This window comes from Streptomyces sp. NBC_00076, assembly GCF_045041235.1.
In the GTDB taxonomy this organism is placed as follows: Bacteria; Actinomycetota; Actinomycetes; order Streptomycetales; family Streptomycetaceae; genus Streptomyces.
Window position 1 is genome coordinate 5,929,532 of sequence record NZ_CP108242.1, and the last position, 17,889, is coordinate 5,947,420.

Consider the following 17,889-nt stretch of genomic DNA (forward strand, 5'->3'; position numbering starts at 1 on the left):
CTTCACCCGGGGCGGGCGGTCGGCGGGGGCTGGGCTCAGCTCTCCATGACGAGGTCGACGACCTCCTCCATGGCGTCCTCGTCCAACTTCTCCTTCACCACGTCGCCCCACTGGTGGGCCTCGGCCAGGAACGCCGCCAGGGCCTCGTCGGAGAGGGGCTCGACGTCGTACTCCTCGTACAGATCGCGCTCTTTGACGCGCTCCAGGGTGTACTCGACGCTCTTCTTCTTCTGCTCCTTCTTGATCGTGAAGTACAGATCGCCCCTGTTCAGCGGGCCGCGCTTGCCGTCGGTCGCGATGTCCTTGAGCTGGCGGGCGATCTTGATCCCGGCCTCCCAGATCTTCAGGACCGGGCTGTCGGGGTCTTCCAGGGAGATGACGTCGAAGCACGCGGAGAAGCGCTTGGCCTTGTCACCGACCACGCAGAGCGGGCAGTCGGGCGTACCCCAGCAGCGCACGCTCTTGGAGCCGTCCTCGATCTCCTCGATCCAGTGGGAGTTGTAAACGTCGAAGGGGCCGTCACCGATGATCTTGATGACGGTGGCCTCCTCGGTGACCTTGAGGTACATGTCGCTGCCGGAGGCGGACGCGGTCTTGTCCATGGCGTCCCAGCCGGCCATCTGGGTCGGACCGCCGGCGCCGGTGGACACGACGCGGCCGGTGACCGCCTCGCGCTTGCCGACCTCGAACCCGGCCTTCTCGGTCGCGGATGTGGTGGCGGGAAGCGCGCGACGGCGGCGGCCGTAGGTGCGGGATTCGGGCATGGTCTAGCTCCAGTCCTGGACGGGTTCGGGAAGTGCGGCGCGCGTCTTGACGAAGAGTTCGCGGCAGCGCTCGGGGAATTGGGTCTGAGAGAGGAAGCGCTGGGCTCCGGAAAGGACGCCTTCTTCGAAGGCGATGAGAACGACGCCCTCGATCTGCCGCCTGGTATACAGACGCCGACGGCCGTTCTTCGAGTCGCTGTTGTAGATCCAAGTCGCCCCGGGGAAAAGGCCGTTGGCTTCCCACTTGTAGATCGTCTTCGGGGCTCGGCCGAGCGCGTTGGCCAGGTGCGAGATAGCGAAGAATTCCCGGTAGAAACCCGAGATCTTCTTGTAGACGGGGTCCTCGTCCCAGCGGCTCTCGTCGCCGCCCCGGTAGCCCTCGGTGGGGTGGACAGTGCCGATGGGCCGGTGGGTGCCCGGGTAGACGTCGAGCGGCCGGCGGGGCGGGACGATGCCGGTCACGTCGTGAGTCCCCGGAAGGCGAAGCTCTCCTTCTGGACCATGATTCGGTCCATGTCCTCTTCGGTCAGCACGCCTTCCTGGAGCAGGACGTACAGCTCGTCCGCGTCGAGGGTGGGGACCGGCGGGAAAGCGCGTCGGTAGACGCTCTCGCCGCGTTGCTTGGTGATGCTCTCCGCCGCTTCGATGTCGGCGACGATGGAGACCCGGCGCTCCCGCTTGATGCGGATGTACTCGCTGTCGCCGACGGGGATGGGGAAAGGCAGGTCGATGTACTGCGACCCCTTGTGATCGGCGTACCCGCGCGTCTGGACGGCGGCTACGACCTTGTCGCGGAGTTTGTTCATCCGCGAGGTGAGTTCTGTCTGCTGCGCCTTGAGCAGGGCCCATTCCCGGAAGGTCGGAATGACCGGGTCGAACGGGACGGGCTTCGATTCGGATTCTGGTGAAGCCGTGCTGTCGAGGTTCTCTTCGGGCACGTATTGCTCCCAGGGCGGTGCTCGGGGGAAGGAGCTACTCGGAATGCTCCGGTCCGAAAACCCTACGAGTCTGAAAAATCCCGGCCAATCGGCCAAACGAGTGCCTCAGCCAGCATTTTCGATGTGCTCGGCGAGCGACTCGACGTCCATGTCCAGGGCGCCGACGCCAGTCCCGTCGACCACGGCCTGAGACAGTTTCTGACGCAATGCAAGCGTGGCCTGCACGCGTTCCTCAATGGTCTCCTCGACCACAAGACTGGTGACGTGGACGCGGTCAAATTTTGACGAGGCTCGGACATGCCGGGTGTTTCGCTGAGCGAGAACACCGTTTGAGTAGGGCAGGTCGTAATTCACGAGGTACTGGGCCTCCGGCAAATCCAAGCCGTACCCGCCCGCGTTGGTGGAGATGAACAGCCGGCATTCCGGGTCGGTCTTGAAGCGGGCCAGGACGGCGGCCTTCTCGTCGGAGTTGAGCTGCCCGTGGAAGAGCACCAGGTCGCCGTATTTTTCGAGGCGCTCGGAAAGGTACGGCAGCATCTTCCGGTAGTCGGTGAAGATCGCGGCTTTGGTGCCGGGCTCGGCCAGCATGGTGCTCACCAGCTCGTCCAGGACGGCGAGCTTCGGCGAGGAGTGGAGGTCCGGCAGGTCGTAGCGGCTGGCGGCGAACTCTGCGGCGTACTGCGAACCGCCCGTGCCCTCGTGGAACGCCACGGCGGAGTCCATCAGGAGCTGCGGGTGGTCCAGCAGGAGCCGGGCCGCCTGGAGGCGGGCCATCAGCTTGCCCTGGGCGCCGAAGGCCCCGTCCGGCTTGACGCCGGCGTAGTAAGCCGCCAGGTCGAAGTCGCCGCCGGCCTCGGCCAGCTCGTCCATAGCGGCCTGGACGTCGGCGAGGATGGCCTTGTAGATGGAGCGGGTGGTCTTGTCGAGCTGCACATGCCGTGTGGTCTCCGCGACGGCGGGCAGGTACTTCGCGACCTCGGGGTCCAGTCTGGACTTCCGGATCATCGCGCGGCTCAGGTTCTGGTGGAGCAGCCCGAGATTCTTGTAGGAGGAGACCCCACCGAAGAAGTTGCGGTTGATGTAGGACTTCTCGAACAGGTCCCAGCGGCCCAGGATTTTCGCGTTGACCCACTCCATGATGCTGAAGACTTCTTCGGGCCTGTTCTCAACTGGCGTGCCTGTAAGGGCAATCCGGATAGGCGGCTTGAGTTTCTTGACGCGCTTGGTGGTCTGGGCCGAGAAGTTCTTGATGGCGCTGGCTTCGTCGAGCACGAGAGCGTCGGCCGGCAGGGCACACAGCTCTTTCCAGTCGTGCAGGACCGCACCGTAGGACACGATCACGTAGTCCGCGTGCTGCGCGGCCTGCCACTGCTGCCAGCGCTGTTTGGGCGTGCCGTTGATGACGGTGCAGACGTCCTCGGCCGGGACGACCAGGTCCATGCCGCGCAGCGTGATGGTGCGCGTGGGCGCGTCGGTGAACGCGGCAATGGCCTGTGCCCACTGCCACTTCAGGCTGGAAGGCACCATGACCACGCAGCGGCGGATGTCTCCCCGGCCGAAGAGTTCTTCGAGCGCTGCGATGGTGAGCACGGTCTTCCCGGTGCCCATGGAGTACGCGACGAGAAGACGCCGGTCGGACAGGACGCGGTCGACGGCGTCGTATTGGTACGGGAACAGTTCTCCGGTGAACATCAACGCCTCCTGCGCCAGGGGTGGTGGGCGTTCTCGTACGCGGTCAGCGCGTCGGCGTCGCTCATGTCCCCGAGGTCTTTCGCTGGGGTGTGGCTGTAGTCGAGGAATTTCATGGGGAGTCCGCGCGGCCTCCAGCGGCCGTGGATCTTGTCCCGGGATGTGCGGCCGGCCGTGTCGTTGTCGAGGCCGAGAATGAGATTTCGGCAGCGGGCCTTGAGGAGCCGCATCTGTGCTTCGGAGACGTAGGCGCCGAAGCTGGAGAAGGCGCCGGGTATCCCGAGAGCGTGGGCCCGGACGGTGTCGAGCGGGGATTCCAGGAGCAGGGCGGTGTCGCCGCTCCAGGTCAGGTCGCCGAAGAGAGTGAGCGACTTGTGGATGCCCGTGGGGTAGTTGCGGAAGTAGCGCTTGCCCTTTTCCTGCCAGCCCCACAGTTCCCCGGTGAATGGGTCGCGGATGGGGAGAATCCAGTGCCGCGTCTCGGGGTCCCACAGAACGCCGAAGTCCTGGCACGCCTCGGGGGTGACGCCGCGCCGCTCGCACGCCCTGGCTGGCGGGGGGACGAACAGGGCCAGCGATGCCTCGTTGACGCGGACGGTCTCTTCGGCTTCGGGGGCCGGGCCGTTGTCCTCGACCGTGCGGTACACGCCGTGCCGGGCGATCCACTGGAACGCCTCGACGCGGTTGTAGCCGAGGCCGTCTTCCACGAGCTGGATGAAGGGGCCGGCGTAGCCGCAGGAGAAGCAGTGATGCAGGCCGGTGGAGGAGTTCACCGAAAAACTCGGCCGGCGGTCCTGCTTGCCGGTGAGGGTGAGGTGGGCGGGGCAGTGGGCGAGATACTCCGTTGAGTCGGGCTTGCTCAACTCGCGCAGCACCTCGATGCCCAGTGCCCGCATGGCTCCCGGGATGTCGTGCGGGACGGGGTTGGCGAACGCCGCGAGGTTGTCCCAGAACTCAGTAGGGGAGGTCGGTTTCAACTTCGGCCTCCTCGAACTGTGGCGGGTCCCACGAGATCGAAATGAGGTGCTCCTGGGGCGCGGCATTCCGGCTCGCGAGCACCTTGAGCCGATAGAACGTCTCCTCGTCCGTTGCCTCCATGCCGACGACGAGGTCCGCGTCCTGGACCCAGGCAGAGGTGTAGCCGAGGCTGCTCGCGGTGAGTCCCTTGGCGCCGACCTTGTGCGAGAGGCTCTGGGTGGTGACGACCACCGGAAGGTCATTGTTCAGAGCGAGTTTTTTCAGGCCCCGGGAAATGTTGGTGAGGGCGAGAGGTGTCTGTGCTTCCCGGCTGATCTCGTCGAACAAAAAATATGCGCCGTCCACAAACAGGACGCTGGGCGCGAGTTGGTCGATTTTCGTCTGGAGACCGGCGATGGTCATGGCGCCGGCGCGGTCCTCGGTGACGATGTACGGCTGCTCGCCGAGAGGGTCGGTAAGAGCCGCTTCGAGCTGACGCCATTCCTTGGCGGAGAGCTGCCCGGTCTGCAACTTCTTCGGGTTGACCTTGGCGAGGAAACCGTCCAGCCTTCGGGAGATCTCCTGGTAAGGCATTTCGAAAGACACCAGAAGCGGCTTCGCGCCGTAGTCGTAGGCGGAGCGCGTCATACCGAGCATCACCGTGGTTTTGCACGATTTCGCGAGGCCCGTGAGCACGATCATCTGCTGGGGCTGAATGCCGAGGGTGACCGCGTCAAGGAAGGCAAACCCGGTAGGGATGCCCAACAACTCGCCCGGGTTGTCGCGGGCCTGGCGGTAGACGTCCAGTCGCTGGGCGCCGGTGGCCGCGTAGTCGACTTCGCGGGAGCCGGCCGTGGCCGTGGTGGCGTGCGCGAGCATCATCCGCAGGAGAGGCAGGGCGGCCTCGGAGCCACCCTTGTCGAGAGCCTCACCGACGGCGCCCATGCCCAGGTCGATGATCGTCCTGCGCCGCTGCTCGTGCAGCTCCCGCAACAGGTACTCGATAGGCCCCGAACTCTCCTCAGTGAAAGGGAAGTTGGGGTGGTCGCGGCCGATTACCTCCGGCGTGGGCGGCTCACCAAAGTCGGCCTTGAACGCGAGGATGGACGAGAACACCTTGCGGGTCTCGGGGTCCAGGAAGTGCTCGGCCGTGATGCCGCCGGCCTGACCGACGACGGTGTCAAGGTCGCCGGTCAGCGCGATGTAGGAGATGACCTCCTCTTCGATGCTGCTCACGAGCCCTCCTCGGGCAGCGCCCTCGCGGCGGGCGGCTTACGGCACTGGTCCTCGTAGTCGCAGCAGCAGTCGCCCTCCGTCCAAAGGCAGCAAGGGACGCGGTCCTTGCAGGTCTCCAGATCGGGGCAGTAGTGACGGTGACTCACACGATCTCCAGCAGCGTCAGCGGACCGACCTCTTCTTCGAGGTCGCCGAGCGCGATGGCGCCGTGGCAGTCGTCGTCCACGACCGGCTCGACGGTGATGCGCGGCAGCTCGTCTTCCGCGAACGTCACGACGACGGCCCAGCCGACGAGCGGCAAGCAGTCGTAACCCTCAAGCCCCAGCTCTGAGCGAAACCGGGCGGTCTTGCCGACCTTGTCCGGCACGAGCTGAACGGTCTCGCGGCGGAAGGCTCCCGGCGGCCGGTAGTCGGTCATCAGGAGAGACCGCCGTTCGTAAGGGGGCGAGTCACTCGCGTCGGGGGCCCGTGCTGAATCGAAGGAACGTTTCTCCTGTCGGCGAGATCGCGGAGGATCTTGCGCAGGGCCTCCACGCCCTTGGGGGTGATGTAGACGGTGTAGGTGGTCCGCGCGCCGCCGTCGTCGCCCATCCGCGTGTAGACCCGCGTGGCGAGCAGCCCCGAATCCGCGATCTTCGCGGTGACGTCGTAGTAGCTGTCCCCGTAGGCGTTCCTGTGCCGGAAAATCCAGCCCTTCTCCATGAGGAGGATGCGCAGGCCCTTTTCCTTCAGCCCGAGCAGCTTCGCGGCCTCCCGGACCAAGAGGAACTTGTCGCTCGCGAAGTACGCATCGGCGGCCTCGACCTTCGGCGCGGCAGCGGCGAGTTCCTTTTTCGTGGCTTCAAGTTCTTCCCACTGCTGCGCGGCCAGGAGCAGCGCGTCGCCGAACGTCTTGGGGGTGTCGAACGCGGGCCGGTCGGCGCCGTAGCCGCCAGTGCGCCGGATTTCCGGCAGGACTTCGCTGGTGATCCATTTCTTGAAAGCCCTGGCCTCGGCCTTCCGACTGCGGAGCACCATGGAGTAGAGACCGGACTCGTTGATGACCGACATGCGCTGGTCGCCACCGGGGGTGCTCACAGTCTGAGCACCCTTTTCGTCGTCGTCGAGGCCGCGCAGAGCGGCGTCGGGGCGCTCCATTTCGAGGACGTTGCACACGTCGCGGGCCACCCACCAAGGGGCGCCCTCGACCATGAGCACTCTCACGCGCTTGTTGGTCTCGGGGAAAATGAGGGGGATGGCGTCAACGCCCATTACAGGACCTCTCGCATGAGTTCGGGTGACTGCGGGGGGACGAGGAAACCCTTGGGGCCGTACAGCAGGTTGTGTTCGGGGAAGCCGTGGAAGATCCGCGCGACGTCGTTGAGCAGGGCGATGAGCCGGCTCATGTCGCGGGGCTGCGAGACGACCAGCCGGGTGTTGGGGACGCTCTCCCGGTCCAGGCGGTCCGCGAGCGCGGCGACGACCCCGACGGGCAGGTAGGTGACGACCGCGACCGGCTGGTCCTGCTCCCACAGGTCCCACAGGGTCTGGACGGCCGCCTTGTTCGTCTCGTAGAGGGCCAAGGCCGCTCGGGGCCCGCGCCAGCGCAGCCGCCGGTGGAAGCGCTTCACGCTGAACCGGGAGCTGGGGGTGGCGAGCAGTCCCTCCCACAGGACGTAGACCTCGGCCGGCAGCGGCGCGTCGTCGAGGTCTCGGCCGATCACTGGTCGCCCCGGCGGAACGATTCCCCGGTGAAGATCTCCCGGCGGGTGCACTGGTCCATGAAGGACCGCAGGGCCTTCGAATACCGGGCGGCCCAGTCGTCGCCGGGCAGGTTGGTCGTGATGAGCGTGACGCGGCCCTCGTCGTACCGCTGCCGCAGCAGCTTCTCCAGGGTGTCCTCGGCGAACTTCGAGTCCGTGGAGTGCTCGTGGCCGACGTCATCGAGCAGCACCGCGTCGGCCCACTGGACACGTTCGACGGCGTACTGCCAGCGGGAGACCTGCTCGGGATCTACGTTTTGATCCGCACGAACAAGTTTTCGCTCGCGCTCGATGTGGTCGCTGTAGCGGGAGCAGTAGACAGTGATTCCGTAGCGGCGCCGCAGCTCGCACAGGATGGCCGCTGCCAAAGTCGTCTTGCCGGTTCCGGGGTGGCCGGCGAACAGCAGACCTCGGCCGTAGACGTTGGGACTGGTCGGGAAGCCGCGCCAGTTCCGGGACTGCTGGGCGCGGTAGCCGTTGACGAAGTGCCGGGCCTTCTTGACGGCGTCGGTCTGCCCGCCCATTTCTTCGACGTCGTTCAGGGTCAGGCCCCTCAAGCGGGGCGGAATTCCAGTGCCGACCCACCGGGCCTTCTCGGGGTCCATGCGCGCGGTGATCATCAGACGCTCCCCCAGGAGGCGGTGAAGCTGTCGTCGGCGGCCGGGTCGTTCTTGGCGGGCTGCTCCCAGGTGCTGTACTCCTCGGCGGTGACGGTGAGGCCGGTGCCTCGCAGGTCCCGCAGGAGCTGGTAGCGGCGCCACTTGAAGTCCCAGACGTACGGCTTGCTGGGGGTGCGGCCGGCCAGGCGGCTGATGTAGAGGTCGACCAGGGCGCGGCAGTCGTCGGGGGTCAGGCCGGCTTCGCGCCGCAGCTCGGAGAAGACCTGCACGAGGGCCTGGCGGTTGCCGATCTCCAGGCCGCCGGACCAGCTCAGGGGTGGGCAGGCGGAGGCGAAGTAGTCCGCGAGGCCGGGGATGGAGTCGGGGCCGTAGTGGCGGCCCCTGGGGCGCCGTTCACGGCGCTGGCCGTGCTCCGGCGGGGTCCAGCCGGTCTGTGACGCCGAGGGAGCCTCCTCGTCGCCGTGGAGCATCCTCTGGACGATGGCCGTGGCGTCGAGTTCGGCGTCGGGGTCGTGAATGCTTTTGCGTGCCATGTGTTTCTCCTGGCTGTGTGGCGGGCCAGAACTGCCCCGAACGAACGTTCGTGGGCAGCTAATAGAAACCGTAGGTTTCTATTTGCCTAGCTATTTGCTTGAGCTAGGGCTTGTGCTTCAGCGCGTATACGTGCGCTCGATGCGTCAGTTGCTGCGTCACCGGAGTTACTCCGTCAGATGCCTGCCGCCAGAGCTTCCAATTCGTGGTTCTGGGCAACGAGTTGGGCGATTGCCTTGTCGACGAGCTGCCGCTTGGGTGCGCGCGAGAGCGCGGCCTGAACCGGGCCGAAAGGCGAGGAGATGTCGACCGAGTCGATACGAACCTGGGTTTCGGTGCGAGCGCCGGGCCAGGCAAGAACCCGTACGAGCCCGTGCGTTCGCAGGTCTCGGATGGCGCGGGTGGCGGTGCGCAGGCAGACGTACATCTCGTCGGCGAGAGCCTGCTGAGTGATGTACGCGCAGGACCAGCCGGTGTCCGCGTCGTAGCGGGACGCCGCGTTGGTCACCAGGAATGTGTAGGCCAGCCGCGCACGGGCGGGAACCCGGCAGAGGATGTCTTCCACGGAAATAGGCAATTCGCTGCCATTTTCCGAGCCTTCGAGGAGGTGATCGCGCATGCTATTCTCCCGGGGAATGCAGTTGTTATGGCGTGGCGGCCATCAGGAGCCAGGCCCCGGCGGAATCCGGTCAAGGTCCGCCGGGGCCTTTCTGTGTGTTACGCCGGAACGCGGCGCTTCTGGACGCCCTTTGGCGGGCGGCCCCGCCCGGCGGGGACCCACTCGTTCTTCTCGGGGTCGAAAATCTCCAGGCGGGTCTTCTTCGGCTCGCCGTCCTCGACGGATTTCTCCGGCCGGGGGGCGAGCAGGGAACGTCCGTGGACCAGGGAGTCGCGCGTCTCGGAGATCCGCGTCAGCAGGTCCCCGCCGATCGTGTCCAGCAGCTCCTCGGCCTGGGTGAGGGCTCCGTTGAGGGCGGCGGCCTCCTGGGCGCTGAGCGTCACGGCCGGGGCGTCGGAGACGATCGCGAGCGCCATCTGCCCGCCGGCCTCGGTCGCGACGGCCGGCGTCTCCGGCGGTGTGTGGTCCGGCAGGTGGTGCCAGGTGACCTCCAGCAGCGCGCGGGAGAGGTCGTGCACGGGGATCTCGGCGCGCAGCGCGGCGGCGGCGACGTCGGCCGTGGCTGCGTCGAACTGCTGCCCTTCCGCCGAGAGCACCAACAGCATCGGGTTCTCGCCCTTGCTGAGCTGCTCGACGAGTGCCACGCCGATGTCGTCGACGATGGCGATGTCGTCCTCGGCGGACTCGACGTTGCCCAGCACGTCGACTGTGTGGCCGTTGCCGGTCTCGTCCCAGATGACCTTGTAGGGCAGCTCGCAGCGGATGGCCCACTCCCACACACGGTGGACACCCTCGGAAGTGGCGGAACCTCCGGCGGGCAGGAACACGGTCAGGTCATATTCCTCGGAGGGGGCGAAGTACCCCTCGCCGTCCTCCGGCCCGAAGGCGAACTGGTCGTTGAGGGAGTCGCAGACCAACTCCGGGGATACGTCGCCGGAGCCGAAGATTCCGAGCGTTACCGGGCGCTTCCCAGTAGGCATATTTTCCTCACATGGGTTGATGTGCTGAACGACAGCGATGTTGCCTTCCATACCTGCCGGAAAATAGGGGTGTCGTGACCGTTTCTGGTGAATCCACTCTGGCGGCGCAAATTGGCCCGAGAGAGTGAGACACCCCCGCTGACCTCTAAGGACCCGGCATTGGCATACCTCGTCTGGCCCTGCCACGGACGATCGCTGAAATGTTTTGTGTCTCACTCGAACGGCGCAGCATGGTGAGCATTCCGGCGAGCGAAGCTGCCGCGATAGGCAGAAGGAAGTCCCTGTCCACCCAATGGTCGAGAGCCAGTGCGGCGCCCAGGGCGGTCAGGGACTTCAGGTATCCGGCGGCGACGTCGGGCAGACGTAGCAGGTCGCAGAGCGGGCGGACCAGGGGAAGCAGGACGCATTCCCAGGCGAAGAACGTGGCTAGAGCGAGCACGATCAGATGTGTCATGAGGGCCCCTGCATCAGGGGGCGCTCGCGTACACAATCCGGTACGAGGCGCCCACGCCGAGTTGGCGCTGGATGATCTGATCGAGACGGTACTGATTGACTCTTTTTCCCCGGTAATAGTGAGAACGGGAGTCGCCGGGGGTGCCCTCCCACATGTAATCGCCGCTCGGATTATTGCCGTCGAAATACGGGGCGACCTTGTCCGCTTCTTCCAGCAGGAAATGGTCGTAGTAGAAGGTGAGCGGGCCGACGTTCGCGTACGGGCCATTCGCTACGACCGACTCCCACAGCAGCCCGTTGTACTGCACTCGCGCGCTGGCGGTGTACGGGATGCTCTGCGACCAGTTCGGCTCGGCGACCGGGGCCTGGTCGACCTCGGCCCACACGGCGTCGCTGGTGCCGGGCTGAACGGCGCTGTACACCGAGGCGACATCGTCCGCCGCGTAGCCGAGACTGATCGCGCCGTCGCCGCCGAAGGTCGGGCTCGTCTTGAAGGTGACCGCAAGCCGGTACCAGGTGACGTTTCCGGTCGGGTCGAAAATCGGGCTGCTCGTGCCGCGCACGAGCTGGTCGCCGTTGTGGGCCCAGATGGTGATGGGCACGGAGGAGGCGACCGGCTTCACGTACAGCGACGCGGTGTACACCGTGGACGGCTTGAGACGGCTGATGAGAGCGCTCTGGCCGGTCACGGTCGTCACACCAGTGCGCGGGGACAGGCCGTTGACCAACGTGGCGGTCGGCGCCGTGGTGATACTGAAGGACGCGGCATTTCCCACGATGCCGCCGCCTGAGACCAGAGTGAGCGCGGCGGTCAGGCTGGCGTCCTTGACCTGGTTCCACCCCCACACGCTGTTCTGGAAACTCGGGTTCTTGACGTAGTTCAGCCGCGTCGCCCGCAGCTTGAGCACGAGTTGGCGCGGGGCCTGCCAGGTCCGTGCCGGGCTCGCGCCGTTCTTCTTCGTCGACAGGGTCGAGGGAATCCAGATGCGGTGCTCGTCGGCGTAGAACACGAACCGCGACGCGCCACCGCTGGTGATGCGCGGGACGACTGCCGCCCACACAGCCGTGTCCTCCATAAGGAGCTGGGCGCTGGCCTGCTGCCACTTGAAGCCGCCGGCCGTGGTGACGGCGGAGCCGACGGCGTAGGTGCCGATCAGGTTGAAGCTGGCGTCGTAGCGCAGGATGGCGCACTGGAACTGCTGGCCGGCCACTTCCGTCGCGGCGGAGATCTGGGCCTGATAGGTCACCCCGGGCTCGACCCGGACGAAGGCCGCCTGGAGCGGACGCAGCGTGAGCGTGGCCGGCGCCGCCACCGGAGTACCGCCGACATCGGTGCTCGGAGTCGTTCCGGGAAGTGCGTCGTCGGTGGTGAAAGCGCGGTACTTCACGTCGGCGTAGGTCTGCCGGCGGGCCAGGAGGTTGGGGTAGGTCCCAAAGTTCTGCACGGCGGTGTAGGAGTTCGTCGGGGGAGGTGACTGGTAGACGAATTTCCCGGAGAAGGCGCCGCAGGAGGCACGCTCGGTCGTGCGGCTGAAGGTCATGTAGCTGGTCTCGCCGCCACCGCCGACGGGCTCGTACAGCATGCGTCCCTCGTAGGACGCCTGCTCCAGCGTGAACAGATTGGACCCGAACTGGTTGGTGTCGGTGTCCAGACCCGGCGGGGTCTTCTCGAACTGCACGTAGGCGAGCTGCTGAGTCTCGTTCACGGCCATGTTCGAGGAGGTGACGCCGAGCCGTGCCTGATCGAATACGCCGTAGATGCGTCCCAACGGCCCTGGAACATAATCGGAGTTGGGCACTGTCACGGAGAGGGAGAGACGCTTCCACAGGCCGACGGTGTCGCCGGTCCCGCCCGGCCGGTACACGCCCGAGGTGACGTGGGTGAACGCCGGGTCCGGATAGACCGAGGGCCCGTAGGGCACCACCGCGAAGTCCGCGAAGGCGCCCGGTACATCGGACTGCGTGAGAACGCAGGTGCCGTTTCCCACGCTCGTGCCCGCGAGGGATATCTGGGTGATTAGCCGCAATGCCGGGTCGAAGACGCCATTGCCGACGCTCGTCCCCGCGAAGGACACAGGAATGGGGACAGTCATGAGCGGACCCTTTCCAGCAGACCCCAGCCGAAGGCGGTGTTGTTGCGTGTGTCGCTGACCGTCGCGAGGGTGCGCCAGCTCTGCCCGGGAATCCGCGACTCGACGAGAATGTCCGCCGCGCGGTTACGCACACGAAAGCGCTCACCGGATTGCACGGGCGTCCAGGTGGCGACCACCGCGACCGTGACAGCCGTGACCGTGGAGCCGGACAGCGTGAGGGTGGTGTACGTCAGCCGGTCCCGGGAGGCGAGCCAGTACGCCGTCGAGCTGTACCGGAAGACGACGCCGTGCTCCATCGTCCCGGCGCTGTCGTCCGGGGCCGACATGTAAGTCACGTACGCCTGCTCGCCCTGGTGGCCCGCCGGCACAGGGTCGTAGACCCAGACTCGGTTGAACCACAGAACCCGGCCGGCCTTCTTCTCGTTCGCGCCGGCACCCGCGTTCCAACCGGTGGGTCGGACAACCCCCCGCGCGTTCTCCCAGGTGCCGTAGGAGACGTTCCACGGGATAGGCACGCCCATCTGGCCGGCGGCGGGTGTCACGTACCCTGCCGGGGCGCTTCCGGTGGACTGCGGGTAGCTGTAGTTCTGCAACTCGAAGCGGTCATAGAGGAGTTGCGCGTCCGAGCCAAGGAAGCCCGTGCCGCCGAAGACGCCGTAGGAGTTGTAGAAGTTGATAAAGAGCCGGACGTCTTCTCCCGTGGCTGTGGCCGTCCGGTTGTGGTAGAGCGAGAAGGTATACCGCTGCGAGTTCAAGCCACACCAACGCCACCACCGGTTGTCGGTGTTGTAGCCCGTCGGGAAAATGCCGAGTGAGGGAAGAGCGGCTTCGTAGAGGTGCCCGCGCCAGGCAATGCGGTCACCCTGCTTGTACGCCTTGGTGGCCGACCACGAGATCACCTTCGGTGTGTAGACGGAGTCCGTGATGATCCGGCTCGGCTCAGGCGATGAGTTCGCCGTGTAGGACGTGAACGTCCACTTGTCGGGGTTGAGATCGGGCTGGCGTCCGACCGACTGCGCCCTGGCCATGTAGACCGGTGGCTTAGCCCACCCCAGGGGGTTCCAGATGACCGCCTGTCCGGGGAAGTACGTCTCGGAGGAGGACCATGTGGACGCCTTGACCGGCCCTGACAGGTAGACCTCGCGGGTGCCAGCGGTCGTCTTGGCGGTGTAGTTGAGCGCATTGCCCGTCCCTGGGCTGCTGGTTCCCGAGCGCGCCCCCTGGGGGGAGACCCACCAGTCCGGGCTCACCCCGGACGACACGTCCGGGTTGATGGCGCCGTTGGTAGTCAGGTTCCAGCTCCCGTAGCCACCTGTGAGCGGGTTGGCCTCGGTGAGGGTGTCCTGGAGGGTGTTGGGGGTCAGGGCCTGCCAGTACGTGGCGGACAGCGCGTCTCCCGTGGGCGGGATGTTGAGGTTGATGCCGCCGCCTTGCAGCATCCAATAGCTCGCGGTGATGCCGTAGCCCGTCGAGAGCGCGTTTCTCCCGGTCACCGTCAAGGCCAGGGTGTTGCCGGTCGCCGTCAGGTTGAAGTTTCCGACGAGCTGAATCGGGATGAGCTGCCGGGTGGGGCTGTAGAGGTCGAGCGCCGGCATCGTCGCGGCGACCCCGTTGACCTTGGCGGTGACGATGCCGCCGGCTGGGTCGGCGACCGCGACCAGGAGCACGTTGTAGAACCCTGCTCCGCCGCTCGCGGCGTTGAAGGTGAAGGTGAGGATGTCGCCGACGGCGGCGTTGTCGAGGTGGACGTAGCCCGGGTAGGGGTCGGCCACCCGGTCGGGGTCGCGCACGATGGTGCCCGTACCGGTCCGCGTCGGGTTGGAGCCGGTATACGAGAGGTACGCCGACTCACGGCGCGGAGTGCCGATCGCTGCGTACAGCTCGCCGTTGTACTGGACGATGTCGGAGTAGAGCTGGGAGCCGGCCGTAGTCGAGTAGACGGTGTCCCGTTTCCAGGCCGGGTAGGTGGGGCTGGCGAACGAGGATTCGTCAAGGTCGTGCAGCTCGTTGTACCCGATCGACACGTCCGCGTCCCAGCCGGTAATCGCCTTCACCAGCGCGGCAGTTGAGGCGGTGCTGCCCCGGTCGCGCTGGATCAGGGCTGCGTCACGGACGTAGGTGCGGCGAAGTTCCGGCAGGGTCGGCAGCCGGTCGGCGATCCCCATCTGCTGTGCCAGCAAGGTGATTTGCCGGTCGGTGCACCGCAGGACGTTGTTGAGGCGCAAGAGTTGGTCGTTCTCGCACTTCATTACATCGAAGAAGTACCCGAACAGCCTGCAAAAACGGGCGAGTTGCTCATTGACGGGAATGCTCGACGCGGTTGATTCGACCGTCTCTACTTTGTAGGGGCGAGGAATGTTGTCATACAGCAGGAGACTGTTCCCGAACTCCCGGACCGCAAGGCCCACTCCGCCGCCGCAGCGCATCCACTGCTCGCTGATCGAGGACAGGCTCCAGTACGTCGGATTCAGGTCGGGGGCACTGCTGGGGCCAGCCTTGATGGCGATGTAGACACTGGAGTTGTAGGTGACCAGATCACCCGGGTAGTAGGTGACCGTCGAATCCCACGTGTCCGGAGCCGTCGAAACAAAAACGCCGTAGTAGTAGACCTGACCGGGCACCGTTGTGTCGTCGAGAAAGGTGCCGGTGTCCGTGCCGGCGGGGGTCTCCAGAACAACCCACCCATCGTCCTCCGTGTCCGGGATTCCGTAGCTATTGCGCACCAGACGGAGCTTCGTCCACGCCTTCACTCCGGCGAGGATCTGGGACGCGGCAGCCTGAATCGGCGTGTCCCACGTCACCTCCAGCGCACCGTAACCGCGTTGCTCCACAGTGATGTTGGAGTCGAACGCCACGAAAAGTGGTGCCCCGTAAAGGGTCTTGGCGTAAATGTCGAGCTGGTAGACACCCATAGCGTTACCTCACGTCAGGTCGCGGACGAAGGAGACGCTGATAGTCGCGTTGGCATCAACGGTGTTGTCGGACGCGCCGTGTTGACTGACCTGGACCTGCATGGGAATCCCGGCGTTCCAGCGGCCCTGCCACGACAGGTTGATTCGGTGCCTGATCCACGTCTGGGTCTCGATGAGCGAGTCCTGGCCGGCGATCTCGTCGTTTCCGCGCATCAGCCGCACGTGCACGAAATGCAGGTCGTTGGGGCGACGAACGGTGGAGTCAGCCCATACGTTGACACTGACATCCCAGAATCCCGTCATGGGTGCCACCACGTTCGAGCCGCCCTGGTACATCCGGTTCGGGTCGAAATCGGCAGCACCCCATTTGAAGGGCACCCATTTCCCCTCGCCGGCCGGGACTTTCATTCCCGGGGCCCTGATTACGGCGGCGGCCGGCTTGCTCGGCTTGGTGCCGGACTGCCCGACGAGGAGCTGTGTCATCAGCGTCAGCCAAGTCGTCTGCTGCTGAAGTGCCTTGAGCCGGTCGGTGACACTCGCGTAGGTCTTGCTCTGGCCGAAGTTCGAGACGGGCGCCGGAGTCTTGAGCGTCATGGCGCCCGCACGCGGCGGCCAGATCAACGGAGTGATGCCGCTCGGCGACCATCCCGTCCAGACATGCGGGTTGGTGCCGACCGTCTTCTCAATGGCGGCCAACTCGTTCTGCATGTCGTTTACATGCGCGGCCCAAATCGTGTCGACTTGGTCGACTTTCGGAGTCCAGGACTTGACCGACATGGGGTAGACGGCAGGCATAGCGTGCGCTCCTATACTCCGCCGCTGGCGGTAATGACCATGTTCCCGATGATGGGAATTTCGTTTTCTCGGCAGATGACGTCAGCGGTACCGCTTTGTGGGAGGTCGGAGCGGGCCATGAGCTGAATGACGACCCAGTCCACGCCGGCGACGTCCTGAATGGCCCGGTAGAGGTGGGAGATGGAAATACGGGAGGAGAACGTCGTCTCGGGCGGCGTGAAGGCTTCCTGAATCGCCCGCTGAACGGCGAGCTTCACGGTGTCGCGGCGGTAGCGCGGCAGCACGGACAGCAGAACCGGGAGCGCGGTAGAGCCGATGTTCACCGGGATCAGGGAGCCGTTGACGACGTTGACGACGACCCCGGACAGAGCCCGCTCCTGCACGTACTGAGCGACCGCGTCCCGTTGCCCCTCCGACGGGAGGATGTTGTTGGGGCCGATGACATAGATCGTTACGGCGCTGGCCGAGCGGACCACGGCACGGGCGTCGGCGACCCCGGCGACGGCCAGGGCGAGGTCGGCGTAGTCCTGGGCGGAGACCGCGCGACCCTGGGTGCGGAAGAGCCTGGGCGCGTTCTCGCGGATCTGGTCGGTTGGCTCAACGTCTGCTCCGCCGGCCATCGGTGCCGAGCCGGCCACAACCACGCCGGGCAGGGCGTCGGCGAGGTCGATGATGGAGCCCTGGGGCACGTTGCCGTAGGAGCCGCCGCCCGTGCGGTACGCGGCGGCGAGCTTGATGCCGGTGGCCGGCAGCGCGCCATTGGTTCCGTCGCCGAAGGTCACACGGGTGACGCCCTGGTCGTCGGTCTCGGCGGTGAAAACGAGGTCGCTGTCGCGGACGAGAAGGAAGTCCCGTACGCGGGTCCACTCCGTGCCGCCCACGCCGTCGTCGAGGAAGATCCTCACGGTGTCCAGGAGGACCGGTGTCTGGGCGAGGGCGAAGACCTGGCTCTTCGTGCCGTCGCTCGTGCCGATGTCCTCGACGCGGACAGTCGAGCCCGGGTCGCCGGACGTCGAGGGGTAGAGCACCAGGCTGCGGTCGCCCTGGGTCACGCCTTCGACGACCAGGCCGACGATCTGGGGCACGGGGGTGGTGTAGGCCGGCACGGTGACGGCGGAGGCCAGCTCGTAGGTGACCGGGCGGTCCAGGCTCGGGATGTACTCGGTGATCACCTGTGTGCCGATGTCCAGCGTCACCGGGGACACCAGGCCGGGCGCCGGGGAGAAGGCGACCTGGCCGGTGGCCGGGATCGCGGGGTGCGGCTGGTAGCCGAGCTGCTGCGCGATGGCCACGACGCTGGAGCGCTGGGTAGCGGTGGCCAGGAATGACTCGTCAGCGATCCGGTCCTGGTAGAAGGAAATGATGTCACCCATGTAGGCGAAAAGCTCGACCATCACCACGCCGAAATCGGCGGGAGACCGTGACGTCCATTCCGGCAGGATCTGCGTCGCGTACTGAAGCAGCGAGTCCCGGTAGCCGGTGAAATCACGCGAGGTGTAGTCGATCTGCGTTACGGCTCCGCTGTCGACTGCCACGGCATACACTTCCCTTCCGGTACCT

Annotated in this window: 19 protein-coding genes; all 19 read right to left on the minus strand. The window is 66.0% G+C overall.

Features of this window, described 5'->3' with window-relative positions; genetic code table 11:
- Positions 1-35: 35 nt before the first annotated feature.
- Positions 36-764, minus strand: coding sequence for a hypothetical protein (locus OHA64_RS26950; RefSeq protein WP_328749274.1), 729 nt, complete (start codon positions 762-764; stop codon positions 36-38).
- 3 nt (positions 765-767) lie between these two features.
- Positions 768-1,226 (minus strand): hypothetical protein, encoded by a 459-nt coding sequence (locus OHA64_RS26955; RefSeq protein WP_328749275.1) that lies wholly within the window; start codon positions 1,224-1,226, stop codon positions 768-770.
- Positions 1,223-1,702 carry a hypothetical protein gene (locus tag OHA64_RS26960; protein WP_328749276.1) on the minus strand — a complete coding sequence of 160 codons (480 nt, stop codon included), beginning with the start codon at positions 1,700-1,702 and terminating at the stop codon, positions 1,223-1,225. Before OHA64_RS26960 ends, OHA64_RS26955 begins: the two co-directional genes overlap by 4 nt.
- Before the next feature lie 105 nt (positions 1,703-1,807).
- The gene (locus OHA64_RS26965) at positions 1,808-3,394 is read right to left on the minus strand and encodes a DEAD/DEAH box helicase (protein WP_328749277.1); all 1,587 of its coding nucleotides are present in this window, start codon (positions 3,392-3,394) and stop codon (positions 1,808-1,810) included.
- Positions 3,394-4,368: a CHC2 zinc finger domain-containing protein gene (locus tag OHA64_RS26970; RefSeq protein ID WP_328749278.1), complete on the minus strand. Its 975-nt coding sequence runs from the start codon at positions 4,366-4,368 to the stop codon at positions 3,394-3,396. Before OHA64_RS26970 ends, OHA64_RS26965 begins: the two co-directional genes overlap by 1 nt.
- On the minus strand, positions 4,346-5,584 hold the full coding sequence (locus tag OHA64_RS26975; RefSeq protein WP_328749279.1) for a DnaB-like helicase C-terminal domain-containing protein: 1,239 nt from the start codon (positions 5,582-5,584) through the stop codon (positions 4,346-4,348). The genes OHA64_RS26970 and OHA64_RS26975 overlap by 23 nt, the downstream gene beginning before the upstream one ends.
- Positions 5,581-5,730, minus strand: a complete 150-nt coding sequence (locus OHA64_RS26980) for a hypothetical protein (RefSeq protein ID WP_328749280.1) — start codon at positions 5,728-5,730, stop codon at positions 5,581-5,583. The genes OHA64_RS26975 and OHA64_RS26980 overlap by 4 nt, the downstream gene beginning before the upstream one ends.
- The gene (locus OHA64_RS26985; RefSeq protein WP_328749281.1) at positions 5,727-6,002 is read right to left on the minus strand and encodes a hypothetical protein; all 276 of its coding nucleotides are present in this window, start codon (positions 6,000-6,002) and stop codon (positions 5,727-5,729) included. Before OHA64_RS26985 ends, OHA64_RS26980 begins: the two co-directional genes overlap by 4 nt.
- Positions 6,002-6,835: a BRO family protein gene (locus OHA64_RS26990; RefSeq protein WP_328749282.1), complete on the minus strand. Its 834-nt coding sequence runs from the start codon at positions 6,833-6,835 to the stop codon at positions 6,002-6,004. Before OHA64_RS26990 ends, OHA64_RS26985 begins: the two co-directional genes overlap by 1 nt.
- Positions 6,835-7,287, minus strand: a complete 453-nt coding sequence (locus OHA64_RS26995; protein ID WP_328749283.1) for a hypothetical protein — start codon at positions 7,285-7,287, stop codon at positions 6,835-6,837. The genes OHA64_RS26990 and OHA64_RS26995 overlap by 1 nt, the downstream gene beginning before the upstream one ends.
- Positions 7,284-7,946 carry an ATP-binding protein gene (locus tag OHA64_RS27000; RefSeq protein WP_328749284.1) on the minus strand — a complete coding sequence of 221 codons (663 nt, stop codon included), beginning with the start codon at positions 7,944-7,946 and terminating at the stop codon, positions 7,284-7,286. Before OHA64_RS27000 ends, OHA64_RS26995 begins: the two co-directional genes overlap by 4 nt.
- On the minus strand, positions 7,946-8,479 hold the full coding sequence (locus OHA64_RS27005) for a hypothetical protein (RefSeq protein ID WP_328749285.1): 534 nt from the start codon (positions 8,477-8,479) through the stop codon (positions 7,946-7,948). Before OHA64_RS27005 ends, OHA64_RS27000 begins: the two co-directional genes overlap by 1 nt.
- 173 nt (positions 8,480-8,652) lie before the next feature.
- The gene (locus OHA64_RS27010) at positions 8,653-9,096 is read right to left on the minus strand and encodes a hypothetical protein (RefSeq protein WP_328749286.1); all 444 of its coding nucleotides are present in this window, start codon (positions 9,094-9,096) and stop codon (positions 8,653-8,655) included.
- A gap of 98 nt (positions 9,097-9,194) precedes the next feature.
- Positions 9,195-10,076: a hypothetical protein gene (locus tag OHA64_RS27015; RefSeq protein WP_328749287.1), complete on the minus strand. Its 882-nt coding sequence runs from the start codon at positions 10,074-10,076 to the stop codon at positions 9,195-9,197.
- Between the two features lie 145 nt (positions 10,077-10,221).
- Positions 10,222-10,530: a hypothetical protein gene (locus OHA64_RS27020; RefSeq protein WP_328749288.1), complete on the minus strand. Its 309-nt coding sequence runs from the start codon at positions 10,528-10,530 to the stop codon at positions 10,222-10,224.
- Positions 10,531-10,543: 13 nt separating this feature from the next.
- Complete coding sequence (locus OHA64_RS27025) at positions 10,544-12,622, minus strand: hypothetical protein (RefSeq protein WP_328749289.1); 2,079 nt, start codon at positions 12,620-12,622, stop codon at positions 10,544-10,546.
- Positions 12,619-15,534, minus strand: a complete 2,916-nt coding sequence (locus OHA64_RS27030; protein ID WP_328749290.1) for a hypothetical protein — start codon at positions 15,532-15,534, stop codon at positions 12,619-12,621. Before OHA64_RS27030 ends, OHA64_RS27025 begins: the two co-directional genes overlap by 4 nt.
- A 9-nt stretch (positions 15,535-15,543) precedes the next feature.
- Positions 15,544-16,329: a hypothetical protein gene (locus OHA64_RS27035; RefSeq protein ID WP_328749291.1), complete on the minus strand. Its 786-nt coding sequence runs from the start codon at positions 16,327-16,329 to the stop codon at positions 15,544-15,546.
- Positions 16,330-16,340: 11 nt separating this feature from the next.
- Positions 16,341-17,864 carry a baseplate J/gp47 family protein gene (locus OHA64_RS27040; protein ID WP_328749292.1) on the minus strand — a complete coding sequence of 508 codons (1,524 nt, stop codon included), beginning with the start codon at positions 17,862-17,864 and terminating at the stop codon, positions 16,341-16,343.
- Positions 17,865-17,889: the final 25 nt, after the last annotated feature.

What these genes read in the sequence shown, in the direction of transcription:
- OHA64_RS27010 (WP_328749286.1), bottom strand. Translation starts at nt 9,096, where the DNA reads ATGCGCGATCACCTCCTCGAAGGCTCGGAAAATGGCAGCGAATTGCCT.
- OHA64_RS27030 (WP_328749290.1), bottom strand. Translation starts at nt 15,534, where the DNA reads ATGGGTGTCTACCAGCTCGACATTTACGCCAAGACCCTTTACGGGGCA.
- OHA64_RS27020 (WP_328749288.1), bottom strand. Translation starts at nt 10,530, where the DNA reads ATGACACATCTGATCGTGCTCGCTCTAGCCACGTTCTTCGCCTGGGAA.
- OHA64_RS27035 (WP_328749291.1), bottom strand. Translation starts at nt 16,329, where the DNA reads ATGCCTGCCGTCTACCCCATGTCGGTCAAGTCCTGGACTCCGAAAGTC.
- OHA64_RS27025 (WP_328749289.1), bottom strand. Translation starts at nt 12,622, where the DNA reads ATGACTGTCCCCATTCCTGTGTCCTTCGCGGGGACGAGCGTCGGCAAT.
- OHA64_RS26985 (WP_328749281.1), bottom strand. Translation starts at nt 6,002, where the DNA reads ATGACCGACTACCGGCCGCCGGGAGCCTTCCGCCGCGAGACCGTTCAG.
- OHA64_RS27015 (WP_328749287.1), bottom strand. Translation starts at nt 10,076, where the DNA reads ATGCCTACTGGGAAGCGCCCGGTAACGCTCGGAATCTTCGGCTCCGGC.
- OHA64_RS27005 (WP_328749285.1), bottom strand. Translation starts at nt 8,479, where the DNA reads ATGGCACGCAAAAGCATTCACGACCCCGACGCCGAACTCGACGCCACG.
- OHA64_RS26990 (WP_328749282.1), bottom strand. Translation starts at nt 6,835, where the DNA reads ATGGGCGTTGACGCCATCCCCCTCATTTTCCCCGAGACCAACAAGCGC.
- OHA64_RS26965 (WP_328749277.1), bottom strand. Translation starts at nt 3,394, where the DNA reads ATGTTCACCGGAGAACTGTTCCCGTACCAATACGACGCCGTCGACCGC.
- OHA64_RS26950 (WP_328749274.1), bottom strand. Translation starts at nt 764, where the DNA reads ATGCCCGAATCCCGCACCTACGGCCGCCGCCGTCGCGCGCTTCCCGCC.
- OHA64_RS27000 (WP_328749284.1), bottom strand. Translation starts at nt 7,946, where the DNA reads ATGATCACCGCGCGCATGGACCCCGAGAAGGCCCGGTGGGTCGGCACT.